12 protein-coding genes are annotated in these 12,588 nt (G+C 62.2%); 4 read left to right on the plus strand and 8 right to left on the minus strand.

Features of this window, described 5'->3' with window-relative positions; all coding sequences use genetic code 11:
• Positions 1-4: 4 nt before the first annotated feature.
• From gpsA to D0550_RS21445, 4 genes are all read right to left on the minus strand, one after another.
• Positions 5-1,036, minus strand: coding sequence for an NAD(P)H-dependent glycerol-3-phosphate dehydrogenase (gene gpsA / locus D0550_RS21430; RefSeq protein ID WP_116811231.1), 1,032 nt, complete (start codon positions 1,034-1,036; stop codon positions 5-7).
• 7 nt (positions 1,037-1,043) lie between these two features.
• Positions 1,044-1,541: a protein-export chaperone SecB gene (gene secB / locus D0550_RS21435; RefSeq protein ID WP_116811232.1), complete on the minus strand. Its 498-nt coding sequence runs from the start codon at positions 1,539-1,541 to the stop codon at positions 1,044-1,046.
• A gap of 105 nt (positions 1,542-1,646) precedes the next feature.
• Positions 1,647-1,922, minus strand: coding sequence for a glutaredoxin 3 (grxC, locus tag D0550_RS21440; protein ID WP_116811233.1), 276 nt, complete (start codon positions 1,920-1,922; stop codon positions 1,647-1,649).
• The gene (locus D0550_RS21445) at positions 1,922-2,368 is read right to left on the minus strand and encodes a rhodanese-like domain-containing protein (RefSeq protein ID WP_116811234.1); all 447 of its coding nucleotides are present in this window, start codon (positions 2,366-2,368) and stop codon (positions 1,922-1,924) included. Before D0550_RS21445 ends, grxC begins: the two co-directional genes overlap by 1 nt.
• Positions 2,369-2,476: 108 nt before the next feature.
• On the opposite strand from D0550_RS21445, the gene D0550_RS21450 reads away from it, so the two are divergent.
• The 3 genes from D0550_RS21450 to D0550_RS21465 all read left to right on the plus strand — a co-directional run bounded on the left by D0550_RS21450 (position 2,477) and on the right by D0550_RS21465 (position 6,406).
• The gene (locus D0550_RS21450; protein ID WP_116811235.1) at positions 2,477-3,649 is read left to right on the plus strand and encodes a murein hydrolase activator EnvC family protein; all 1,173 of its coding nucleotides are present in this window, start codon (positions 2,477-2,479) and stop codon (positions 3,647-3,649) included.
• Positions 3,650-4,078: 429 nt separating this feature from the next.
• The gene (locus tag D0550_RS21460) at positions 4,079-5,368 is read left to right on the plus strand and encodes a S41 family peptidase (protein ID WP_116811237.1); all 1,290 of its coding nucleotides are present in this window, start codon (positions 4,079-4,081) and stop codon (positions 5,366-5,368) included.
• Positions 5,369-5,374: 6 nt separating this feature from the next.
• Entirely contained in the window at positions 5,375-6,406 is a 1,032-nt protein-coding gene (locus tag D0550_RS21465; protein ID WP_116811238.1) for a GGDEF domain-containing protein, read from the plus strand.
• 4 nt (positions 6,407-6,410) lie between these two features.
• Here D0550_RS21465 and D0550_RS21470 read toward each other — a convergent pair whose 3' ends face one another.
• Positions 6,411-6,809, minus strand: a complete 399-nt coding sequence (locus tag D0550_RS21470) for an MAPEG family protein (protein WP_116811239.1) — start codon at positions 6,807-6,809, stop codon at positions 6,411-6,413.
• Between the two features lie 126 nt (positions 6,810-6,935).
• Here D0550_RS21470 and D0550_RS21475 point away from each other — a divergent pair, with 126 nt between their 5' ends.
• The gene (locus D0550_RS21475) at positions 6,936-7,310 is read left to right on the plus strand and encodes a phage holin family protein (protein ID WP_116811275.1); all 375 of its coding nucleotides are present in this window, start codon (positions 6,936-6,938) and stop codon (positions 7,308-7,310) included.
• Here D0550_RS21475 and D0550_RS21480 read toward each other — a convergent pair.
• From D0550_RS21480 to D0550_RS21490, 3 genes are read right to left on the minus strand one after another with little or no spacing between them, the layout of a single operon-like run.
• Positions 7,294-9,240, minus strand: a complete 1,947-nt coding sequence (locus D0550_RS21480; protein ID WP_116811240.1) for an OPT family oligopeptide transporter — start codon at positions 9,238-9,240, stop codon at positions 7,294-7,296. The two genes, D0550_RS21475 and D0550_RS21480, sit on opposite strands and share 17 nt — an antisense overlap.
• 4 nt (positions 9,241-9,244) lie before the next feature.
• Complete coding sequence (locus D0550_RS21485; RefSeq protein ID WP_116811241.1) at positions 9,245-11,062, minus strand: M2 family metallopeptidase; 1,818 nt, start codon at positions 11,060-11,062, stop codon at positions 9,245-9,247.
• Positions 11,063-11,080: 18 nt separating this feature from the next.
• The gene (locus D0550_RS21490) at positions 11,081-12,559 is read right to left on the minus strand and encodes a peptide MFS transporter (protein WP_116811242.1); all 1,479 of its coding nucleotides are present in this window, start codon (positions 12,557-12,559) and stop codon (positions 11,081-11,083) included.
• Positions 12,560-12,588: the final 29 nt, after the last annotated feature.

Consider the following 12,588-nt stretch of genomic DNA (forward strand, 5'->3'; position numbering starts at 1 on the left):
AACCTCACTCCGGCTTGAGTGCCCGACTCATCAATTCCTTTACGGCATCTTGCGGGGCTACGCCTTCGTAGACGACGCGATAGACCTGCTCGCAGATCGGCATCTCCACAGCGGCGCGCTGCGCGACAGTTCGAACGGCATCGGCGGCAAGAACACCTTCGACAACCTGACCAATCGTCTTCTGTGCGGCGTCGACGTTCTCGCCTGACGCCAGTGCCAAACCAAACCGTCGATTGCGCGACTGATTGTCCGTGCACGTGAGCACCAGATCGCCCAGTCCGGCCAGTCCCATGAAGGTTTCTTTCTTGGCGCCGAGCGCCACACCCAAGCGCGTCATTTCCACCAACCCGCGAGCGATCAGCGCAATGCGCGTGTTGGCGCCAAAACCGAGGCCATCGGAAATGCCTGCGCCTATTGCCATCACATTCTTGATCGCACCGCCGACCTCGACACCGGTGATGTCCGTCGACGTATAAGCACGGAAATTCTGACCGGAGAAGCGCTGCGCCAACTCAGCGGCATAGCTCGGATCCGACGCGGCGATCGTCATCGCAGTCGGCAAGCCGGCGCCAACCTCCTTGGCAAACGTCGGTCCGGAGATAACGGCGGTGGGAACACGCTCGCCCAACACCTCACGCGCCACCTGATGCGGCAGCAAACCCGTGGCAACCTCGAACCCCTTGGTCGCCCAAGCCACTCGTGCGTCAGGCAACAAATGAGGCGCGATCTCCTGCAGCATCCCGCGCAGGGCATGACTTGGCACAGCCACGATGACATCGCGGCTCGCCTGCAGGGCCGTCCTTAGATCAGGCTCAATGCGCAGCTGCTCCGGAAACGGAGCGTCTGGCAAATAGCGGGTGTTACGCCGATCGCGTTGCAGCTCGGCGAGATGCGTCGGGTCGCGTCCCCACAGCAAAGTGGGCAGCGCGACCCGAGCTAACTGGATTGCAAGCGCCGTGCCCCAGGAGCCGGCGCCCAGCACCACGCATGTTGAGCCGTCGGGTGCCGCAGTGGCAGCCTCTGGCGCGACAGACATGGCGCGATCAGTTGACCGTGGCGCTCGGGGCGTCCGGCTGCTGCCCTTGAGCGCGAGCCGCGGCCTGCGCGAACAGCGCGTCGAAGTTCACCGGCGGCAGCAGAAACGGCGGGAAACCGCCCTTCATGAGCAGATCGGAGATCACCTGGCGCGCATAGGGCAGCAGGTAGTTCGGGCAGAAGATGCCGAGCAGACGCTGCATATCGGCCTGCGGCACATTGCGGATGCCGAACGCGCCTGCCTGCTGCAACTCGACCAGCCACAACGTCTTGTCGTCCGCCTGCGCTTCCACGCGCACGGTCAACACCACTTCCTTCATGTCACCGCCGATGTCGTTCACCGCGGTGTTGAGGTTCAGGTTGATCGTCGGGTTGGTGTTCGGATTGACGCGCGGGCCGGTCGGCGCTTCGAAAGACACGTCTTTCAGATACACCGCCTGCGGCGCGAACTGCGGCGCATTGGGGTCGGCGTTCTGGCCGTTGGAGGCGGGTACTTCGTCAACCATGTCGAGTCCTCTGTCGTATTCGTCGAATAATAATGTGCGCGGAATACACGAATGTGACCGGACCCGCGCCGGTCGGCCGCCGGGGCCTGCCAGCCGGCAGGACCTTTACTTGGGCAATTGGGGCAATTGAGCCAGCAGTTTATCCAATTCGCCGGCTCGATCGAGAGCCGCGAGGTCGTCGTAGCCGCCGACATGGCGTTCGCCGATGAAGATCTGCGGCACGGTCCGACGCCCGTTGCTCTTTTGCAGCATCACTTCACGCTCGCCCGGCACTTCGTCGACCTTGATCTCGCGAAAGGCGGCGCCTTTGCGCTCGAACAGATTGCGCGCGCGCTGGCAGTAGCCGCACCACGCGGTCGAATACATCACGATCTCGCTCATCAGTGCTTACCATCCTTCTTGGCGGCACCCTTGACCAACGGCAGGTTCTCCTGCCGCCAGCTGTTCAGACCACCGCTCAAGGTCACCACTTTGTTGAAACCCGAAGCGCGCAGCTGACGCGCGGCCCCGGCCGAGGTAAACCCGGCATCGCAATAGACGATGACCGGCTTCTCCTTGAATTTCTTCAAGGATTCCGCGCGGCTGGCAACTTCAGCCGCAGGGATGTGGCGCGCCTCGATGATGTGTCCAGCCTCGTAGTCCTGGCTGTCTCGAACGTCGACTACCAGCGCGCCGGTGTTGGCGAGCCGGACCGCATCCGCCGTGCCGATGCTGCTGGCACCTCGAGAGCGATGACGCAGCTCGATCACGATCGCAAGAACGGCGAGAATCGCCGCAGCGGCGACCAGGTACGGATGGGCGGTGATGTATTCAACGAATCGATTCATTGCAGCAAGTCGGGATTCAACCCGTGGGGCTGACAAAAGGGCGCGAAGTATAACAGCCGGGCCGCTGCGCCAGTTTCCAAAGGCTTCGGTCCGGAATTAAGCGTAGTAATGTCAAAATTGCGTCTGGTCACGGCCGTGCTGGCGGCCATCGTGTGCACAGGTGGGTTGGGGGCCGGGGCTTTTCAAGCCTGGGCTGCCGGCGCGCCCACCCCTGCGGCCAAGGAAGCCGAGCTCAAGCAGGTCCGTAATCGAATCGACTCCATCCGTCGGAGCATCCAGGCCGAGGCCGAGCGCCGTGATGCGCTGGCAGGGCAGGTCAAGGAGGCCGAACTGAAGATCCAGTCGGCGCGCGAGCGCCTGTCGGATGTTCGTGCCCGCCGCATTGCTGCCGAAAATCGCCTGGCCGATCTCAAAGCCGAGCAGCAGACCACCAACAAGCGCATCGACGAACAGCGGGAGGCGCTCGCCGCCGAAGTGCGCGTCGCTTATATGAACGGCCGCCAGGAGCAGCTGAAGCTGCTGCTCAACCAGCAGGACCCGGCGCAGCTGGGCCGCATGATGGCGTATTACGGATACTTCGGCCGGGCGCGCGCCGAGCGCATCACCGCGATCAGTGAGCATCTGGCCCACCTGGAGCTGCTGGCGGAGGGCATTGCCACCGAAACGGAGCAACTGCGCCAGCTCGAGCAGGATCAAGCCAAGGACGTGAAAGAGCTGGCCGGCGCCCGCGATCAGCGCGCCCGCACGCTCGCGCAGGTGCAATCGAAAATAAAGAATCGCAATGACGAGCTCGCCAAGCTGCAGCGGGAAGCGCAGGCGTTGGAAAAGCTGGTCGAAGAGCTGCGGCGAGCCATCGAAGAATTTCCCGAGCTGGCGGACCAGCCGTTCCAGCGCGTGAAGGGCAAGTTGCCATGGCCGGTGAAAGGCTCGCTGCTGGCGCGCTTCGGACAATTGCGCGCCGGCGGTCCATTGAAATGGCAGGGCTTGGTGATCGGTGCCGAGCGGGGCACCCAGGTGCGCGCGCCGTTTCATGGCCGCGTGGTGTACGCCGACTGGCTACCGGGATTGGGCTTGCTGGTCGTGCTCGATCACGGCGGTGGCTTCATGAGTTTGTATGGTCACAACGAGCAGGTGTATCGCCGTGTCGGCGATCGTGTTCAGCCTGGCGATGTACTTGCCGCTGTAGGCGATGCTGCAGGCATGGGCAAGCCAGGTTTGTATTTCGAGATCCGCAAAGGTCGCTCCGCGCTCGACCCGGCCGATTGGCTGGTGAAACGCTGATTGCGTCGACCACGTAGCTTGTTACATCTGGCAAAGAACATTGAGCGCCGCGCAACGCAGGCGCAGCCGACAACGGCCAGCATCGATATGCATTCTCGCGCAGCTGACACGGCGCGCGGCATGTATCTCTTTTATTGCGCGACGGCGCGGGCTTCCGGGATCGTGCGTCAGCCGATTCTGGTGCGTCCGAAGCGGCTGCTCAGCCGAATCAGCTGTGGGCTGATTGTCGCTGCCAGCATCGGCCTGACAGCCTAGCGTCACCGCGCTTTGACGGGGGTCACGGTTTGGACATCGCGATCTCTCAGTCACAGGTTTTTTGGCCATTCCTTGACCGGTATCCAGGATTCGCGGCGCCCGTGGCCGCATTGTCGCCGTGAGCTGGACGTGTACTATGTTTAAAGGCCGCCGAACTTGAATTCTCAACCCCTCATGTCACGCGTAGTCATGCCGTTCCGTTTCGCGCTGGTGCTGGGCGTCGGCGTCATCATGGGCTTTGGCCTGTCGGTGGGGCGCACGGTCCAGGCGCAGCGGGAGATCGACCGGCCGGTCAGCGTGTTGAGCGACCAAAGTGACAATGACAAGACCGTGCCATGGCAGGACGCGCGACTACTCGCCGAAGTGCTCGAGCACGTCCGCAAGGAATATGTCGAAAAGATCTCCGACCAGGAGCTGATCGAGGCGGCCATCCGCGGCATGATCGCCGACCTCGACGCGCACTCGGCGTTCCTCGATCCGCAGCAGTTCGACGAGATCCGCATCAGCACCACGGGTGAATATTCCGGTGTCGGCATCGAAGTCGCGCTGGAGAACGGCGTGGTGAAAGTGATCAATCCGATCGAAGGCACGCCGGCAGAGAAGGCGGGCGTGCTCGCGGGCGACACCATCCTCGCGGTCGATGGCGTGCCGGTGAATGTCGAGAACCTCAACGACACTATCGACCGGATGCGTGGCAAAGCCGGCACTGCGGTAAAGATCAGCATCGCGCGCGCCGACGTCAAAGATCCTTTGGAATTCACGTTGTCACGTGCCGCTGTGCAGGTTCACAGCGTGCGTAACAAGTTGCTCGACGGTGGCGTCGGCTACGTGCGCATCTCGCACTTCAGTGAGACGACCACGTCGGATCTGGAGCGCTCGCTCGCATCGCTGAAGAAAAAGAACGGCGCTGCGCTGAGCGGTCTGGTGCTCGACCTGCGTAACAATCCCGGCGGCCTGCTCGAAGCGGCGGTTGGCGTGTCGGATGTGTTCCTCGAAAGCGGTGTCATCGTGACGGCCAATGGCCGCGCCGCTGACGCCCGCTTCGAAATGGATGCGCACCCCGGTGACGCCCTCGATGGCGCGCCGATGGTTCTGCTCGTGAATGGCGGATCGGCCTCCGCATCTGAAATCGTCGCGGGCGCTTTGCAGGATCATCAGCGCGCGACGCTGGTTGGCCGGCAGACGTACGGCAAGGGCTCGGTGCAGACCGTTCTGCCGCTGTCCGATGGCCATGCCATCAAGCTCACGACTTCGAAGTACTTCACGCCTTCCGGTGCGTCGATTCACGAGAAGGGCATCAAGCCCGACGTGATCGTCAATGAGAAGGAGTTGCCCAAGGCGAAGGACGGCGTGGATGCCACCGAGAGCTACGGCAACATCAAGGACGATATCGAGCTGCAGCTCGCACTGAGCACCTTGCAGCAGAAGACGATGGGCGTCATTCGGCAGAGTCGCGCTCCGTAACATCGCATGCGCTCGGCTCAGCCTGCAGCGGCCCAGACTCAGGGATTTGCCGCCAGGTCATTGCTGTGTTTGGAACTGCTGACGCTGGCGATCGGCGCGCTGCAATTTGCCTTCGTGCCTGAATCGGTGGAGCGGCCCATGCTGGCCGCGGCCGCGCTCGGTCTGCTGACCGTCAGCATTCTTTTCTCTCGTACCGTACCGGCGTTTCAGCGGCCCATCGCGCGTCAGCATTGTGTCGATATCGCTGCGCTGATCGTCTGTATCACGTTGTTTGCTGTTGCCACCGGCTCGGCGCGCAGCTTCCTCGTGCCGCTGTATCTGATTCCGCTGGTCGGCGCGTCGCTCGCGTTCGGTCTCTGGTGGGTCGTGCTATTGCTGACGGTGGTGATCGCGGCGGCCGGCTTCCTGCTCGGCGCCTTGACGCCACAGACAGATGTTGCAGGTCCCGAGTTCGGCGTGCAGTTGCTGAGTGTGTTGGCGCCCGGCGCGGCAGTCGCGTTGATCATCGCGGCGTTGATCGAACAGATGAACAGTGCCGTGCAAAGAATCAGCGATCTGGCTTCTACGGATGCGATGACCGGTCTGCTGAACCTGCGCTCGTTCGAAGAAATCCTGCACCAGGAACATCGCAAGGCCGAGCGCTTCGGTCGGCCTTATACGATCGTCGTCGTTGACGTGGACAACCTGGCCCACATCAACGAAACCATGGGTCACGAAGCGGGCAGTCAGATCCTGGGGGCAGTGGCTGCGGCCATCACTCGCTCCATTCGCACCTCGGACGTTGCAGCCCGGCTCGGAGGCGACGAGTTCGTGGTGTTGTTGACCGAGGCCGATTCGGCGATGGGTGGAGCGATCGCTACCCGCATTCGAAACAACGTTTACGCCGGCACCGTGTCAGTTGCGAACCGGCTGATCCGCGCCAACGTCAACGTCGGCACGGCCAACTTCCCCGAAGATCATCTTTATCCCAAGGAGCTGATGATCCTGGCCGATCAGAACATGCAGCAGGATCGGACGCTGCGCCGGCCCCCGGAATGACGACCTACCAGGCGGCGCCCGACAGAATCGCGCGCACGGCCCAGATCACGATGCCAATCAGCATCGCCAGGTTCGGGAGCGCGGTGAGCGCGAAGCCGAGCGCGCGAGTTTTCGGATCCCGGACATAAGAAATCGCATAGATGGCTCGGCCCAGGATGAACACCACGCCCAGCGCCGCCGCCCACAACGGACTGATGTAAGTCGCGAAGATCCACAGCGCCGGCAGGAACATCAGCAGCTGCTCCAGGGTGTTCATCTGCACCCGGAAGTGACGCTCGAACACCGCATGACCGGTCGTGGCGGGCGCCGCCACGCCGTATTTAGTTCGGGCGGAGGCGACCTGGAGTCCGAGCCAAAAGAACTGCAGCAGGGCCAATACCGTGACGATTGCGACAAAAGGCATTGCGCTTCCTCATTGACGAAGTGTCAGCTGGCTCCATATCGGTCGTATCATGGCGTCAGCGACGAGCCGGCCACGGCTGTGAGCCGTAGCTTACCCGCCCCGCCGTCGCCTCACGAGGACTGCATCATGACCGGATTTTTCTTGAGAGCCGCCATCGTCGCCCTGGGACTGTGGCTGTCCACGCAGATTTTCGACGGGCTGCAGTTCGACGGCCCGGGCACCTTGCTCGCAGCCGCCTTATTGCTCGGCATCGTCAACGCCATCGTCCGGCCGATCGCGGTGATCCTCACGCTGCCGCTGACCTTGCTGTCGCTCGGCCTGTTCCTGCTGGTCATCAACGCCGGCATGCTCAGCCTGGTGGCGGCGTTGCTGAGCGGCTTCACCATCAACAGCTTCTGGACCGCGCTGGGTGCATCGCTGATCGTCAGCGTCACGTCCTGGCTGGCCTCCGGCATGATCGCCAACACCGGCCGTGTCGAAGTGATCACGATGAAGAAGTAGCGCCCTTCACCGCGACCCGATACAGGATCCAGCCGACCACGGCGAAGATCGCGAGGCCCACCAGCTCGCCGAAGTTCCACGCCTCTGGAAGCGCAAGGATGTCGGCGTTCTTGGTGACGAAAATCGGTATCGCCAACAAGATGCCCATCAGCGCCTCCCCGGTGATCAAGCCTGCCGAGAACAAGACGCCTCCGCGATGCAGGCGCTCAGTGGCATCTGGGTTCGTCGGGTGCGCAACGGCGCGCTCAACCAAATGAGCCAAGATGCCGCCGATGAAGATCGGTATGGTGAGGTCGAGCGGCAAATAAATACCCACTGCGGCTGCCAGCACCGGCGTGCGGAAATTGGAGCCGCGTTTCTTCAATATTTCATCGAGCACGATGATCGCGGCGCCGACCGCCGCGCCAATCCAGATTAGATCCCAAGGCAACTCGCCACCGAACAGCCCTTTGGCTACGGAAGCGATCAACGTCGCTTGAGGAGCCAGCAACGACTTTGGATGTGCCTCGGTCGGCGGGCCGATGCCGTAGGCTTCGTTCAGCACATTGAGCAGCGGCGCCATGATCAGCGCGCAGGACAACGCGCCGATCGCGAGCATCACCTGTTGTCGCCACGGCGTCGCGCCCACCATATAGCCGCACTTGAGATCCTGTAGGTTGTCGCCGGCGATGGCAGCTGCACAGCACACAACCGCGCCAATCATGATTGCCGCAATGGGGCCGAGCGATGCGGCGTTGCTACCCAACAGCGCGGTGAGTACCAGTGAAGCAAACAGGATCGTGCCGAGCGTAATGCCGGAGACGGGGTTGTTGGAGGATCCCACCAAGCCGGCCATATAAGCGGAGACGGAGCTGAACAGGAAGCCTGCAACGATCATGATCAGAGTCATCGGCAGCGACACGGTGAAGTCGTTGACGATTGCCTGATACAACGCCGCCAGCGGAATGGTGAAGGCGACCAGCCCAACCAGCACCGCTTTCATGGGCAGGTCTCGTTCGGTTTCCGCCACGAGGGCGCCCGCACCGGCACGTGCTGCCGCGAGACCGCTACGTACTCCGGAGAGCAACGAATGACGCAGTGAGATCAGCGTCCAGATGCCACCGACGAGCATCGCTCCGACGCCCAGGTATCGAATCTGACTGCTCCAGATGGCAAAGGCTGCGGTCTCGGCGTCCGCATTCGCCAGTCGTGCGCTCAGCTCGGGATTGCCATCGAGGAACAGAGCACTGTAGATGGGAATCGCGATGTTCCATGACAGGATGCCGCCGGCGACGATGACGATGCTGATGTTCAGCCCGATGATGTAGCCGACGCCAAGCAGCGCCGGCGATAGATTCGTGCCGATGTACGCGATGCTGCTGCCGGCGTAACTTGCATGAGCGGCCGAATCGGGCATCACCCGCAGGCCACTGGCGGCCAGCAACTTGGCCAGTCCGCCGAGCGCCGATGCACCCCCGAGCAATTTGATTCCCGGTCCCGGATTTTCGCCTGCCTTGAGCACTTCGGCAGCCGCCTTGCCTTCTGGGAACGCCAGTTTCTGTTCGACGATGAGCGAGCGGCGCAATGGCACCGAGAACAACACTCCCAGCAATCCGCCGAGACCCGCGATCGCGAGGACCCACGAATATCTGAAGTCGTCCCAGTAGTTCAGCAACACCAGCGCCGGCAAAGTGAATATCACGCCCGCTGCGATCGAAGAGCCGGCCGAGGCGCCGGTCTGCACGATGTTGTTCTCGAGGATATGTCCGCCGCCGAAAGCGCGTAACACAGCCATCGATACAACGGCCGCGGGGATCGCGGTTGCGATCGTCAGCCCGGCAAATAGGCCTAGATAGGTGTTCGCCGCGACGAGAATCATCGCGAGCACGATGGAAAGGATGATCGCGCGCGGCGTCAGCTGCGGCGGAGATTGGGTCGCAGGTGTAGTCATTGAATTACCAGCCGCAGGTTTGGCCTTTGTTCTGTTCTTCCAACCAGGCAAGCAGCGGCGCGAAGTATTCCGTGATCGCCGATGCGTCCATCTGCCGTGTGCCGGTCAGTTTCTCCAACGTGTCCTGCCAGGGCTGACTCTGTCCGAGTGCCAGCATCTCGCGGAACCGTTTGCCGGCTTCCTCGTTGCCGTAGATCGAGCATTCATGCAGTGGCCCTTGGAATCCCGCTGCCTGACAGAGCGCGCGATGGAACTGGAACTGCAGGATGTAAGACAGGAAATAACGCGTGTACGGCGTGTTGGCCGGAATGTGATATTTCGCGCCTGGATCGAAATCCTCTTCGGTGCGAGGCACGGGCGCGGCCACGCCCTGATACTGCTCGCGCAGCTGCCACCACGCGGCGTTGTAATTGTCGGGCGTGATCTCGCCGGAAAACACTTTCCAGCGCCATTCATCGATGAGCTTGCCGAACGGCAGGAAGGCGAGCTTGTCGAGCGCCAGCCGCATCTGTTGATTGATGGTGGCTTCCTTGCTGGGCTTCACTGCGTTGGCCAGGCCAATCTGATGCAGATAGGCCGGCGTCATCGACAGATTCACCGTATCGCCGATGGCTTCATGGAAACCGTCATTCGCGCCGCTCTGATACAGATACGGCTGGTCCTTGTAGGACAAGTAATAAAACACGTGGCCGAGCTCGTGATACACCGTCATGAGCTGTTCCTGCGTCGGCTCGATGCATTGCTTGATGCGCACGTCTTCCTTGCCGTCCATGTGCCAGGCGCTGGCGTGACATTGCACATCGCGATCGCGCGGCTTCGCGAGCAACGAACGTTCCCAGAAAGTCTGCGGTAGTTTCGGGAAGCCCAGCGAGACGTAGAAATTCTCGGCCGACTGCGTGATCTTCACCGGATCGTATTTTTGTTTCACCAGCGCCGCGGTGACGTTCATGTCGGTCGCACCACGGTAGGGTTCGACCAGCGGATAAATCTCGCCCCACTGTTGCGCCCACATGTTACCGAGCAGCTGCGCCGGGATCGGCTTGCCCGACGGCACGTGCTCCTGGCCATAGGTCTTCTGCAACTTGCCGCGAACATAGCAATGGAGCGAGCCGTACAACGGTTTCACCTGATCCCACAGGCGCGCGGCCTCCTTGGTGAAATCATCGGGCGGCATGTCGTAGTTCGAGCGCCACATCGCGCCGAGATCCGCGAAACCCAGTTCGCGCGCGCCTTCGTTCGCCAACTCGACGAAGCGCACGTAATCCTTGCGGATCGGACGTGCTGTCGAATGCCAACCGGTCCAGGCCTCGGTGAGCTCATCGTAGTTGCGACTGTTCGCGAGGATGCTGGTGAGCTCGGTTTGATCCTTGCAGGACTCCGGTCCTTTGGGGCAGTACTTGGCCGCGCCGTACATGCCTTCCATCTTCGAAGTAATGCCCGCCAGCTCGGCACGCTTGGAAGCGTCGGCAGGGGCGGGCGCCGCGACCCCGAGCTTGAGCAATTGAATCGAGCGAGCCGCGTTTGGGCTCAGTTGCTCCGGCTTGTAGACCTTGGCTTTTTCGACCGCGCCGCTGAAATACTCCAGCCAGCGCTCGTTGGCCTTCGCGTTCAGGAATTCAGTGTCGACGTTGATGAAGGTCGCGTATGCGAATCCCGCCGCGCTTTGCTCGCGCGACAGCTCCGTCAACTCGCCATTGAGCCGGTCGACGAACGCGTCGGCGCTCTCGGTCTGAGCGGCGGGTTGCTCTGCTTTTCGCTCGCAGCCCGCAATGGCGAGCACGGACGCGACTGCTGCAGTTAATCGCACGCAAAGACGGGTCATGACGGCTCTCCGATGGACTTACTTCACACCCGCCATCATCTTGCGGATGAACGGGGTCAGCACCAGCAACACCGCGCCGGCGATGAAGCCCCACCAGAACAGATACAGGAACTGCCCCGGCATGGCGGGCAGGTTGTTCGGATCGATCTCGCCGGCGAATTGACCTGCGAGGTTGTTGCCGAGCGCCGTGGCGAGGAACCACAGGCCCATCACCTGGCCGACGAAGCGCGCGGGCGCGAGCTTGGTCATCGAGCTCAGGCCCACCGGGCTCAGACATAACTCGCCGAATGTATGCAGCAGATAAGTGAGAATGAGCCAGGTCGGCAGTACCTTGTCGCCTGCGACGACGTAACGCGCGGCGAGGAACATCACCAGGAAGCCGAAGCCCATCAATATCAGGCCGATGGCGAACTTGGCTGGCGCCGACGGATCGAGATTGCGACGCCCCAGGTTCACCCAGATCGCCGCGAACACTGGCGCAAACAGGATGATGAACGCCGGGTTCACCGCTTGCAGCGTGCCCGCCGGCAATTCCCAACCGAACAGATTGCGATCGGTGTGACGCTCGGCGAACAAGTTGAACGATGCGCCTGCCTGCTCGAAGCCCGCCCAGAACATGGCGCAGGCGATGAACAGCGCAATCATCGCAACGATGCGCTTGCGCTCGTCGAGCTGCAGTCCGGCGCCAAACAGCAGGTAAGCGAAAAAGCCGGCGGCCAGCACCACCAACGCCCAGTTGAGTGCTTTCGAGACGGCCACCGGATCGACCTGAACCATGCCGAGCAGCGCTGCGGCCAGCACCGCAACCAGCACGACCATGAACACGACGATGGGCGTCCAGCTCGCCGGCTCACCCATGGGCACGACGCCGGAGCTGCCCAGGTAATGTTTGGTGGCTTGGAACTGCACGAGGCCGATCAGCATGCCGATCGCCGGGAGTGCAAAGCCGGCATTCCAGCCGAATGCGGTGGCCGCCATGGGCACCAGCAATGAGCCCAGCGTCGCGCCGACGTTGATGCCCATGTAAAAAATGGAGAAGCCGGCATCGCGACGCGAGCCGCCTTCGGGATAGAGCTGCGCGACGATGGCGCTGATGTTGGGCTTGAGCAGACCGACGCCGAGCACGATCACCATCAGGCCAATGAAGAACAGCTGCGTATTGCCGGTGGCGAGACAGCCATTGCCGAGCATGATCATCACGCCGCCCCAGAACACGGCGCGCTGCTGACCGATGAGACGATCGGCGATCCAGCCACCCAGCAGCGACAGCAGGTAAGTGCCGGAAATGTAGAGGCCGTAGATGGCGCTGGCGGTCCTATCGTCCAGGCCGAGGCCGCCGTCGGTGATGGCCGCGGTCATGAACAATATCAAGATGGCCCGCATGCCGTAGTAGGTAAAGCGCTCGAACGCTTCGGTGCCGAACAGGGTCATCAGGCCGCGGGGATGACCGAACACCTGTGGGCCATGCGTGGAATCGCGTTCGACGCTTTGATTCATACGGGAAGAGTCTCCCTGCTGCAGCTCGC

This window comes from Steroidobacter cummioxidans, from assembly GCF_003104955.1.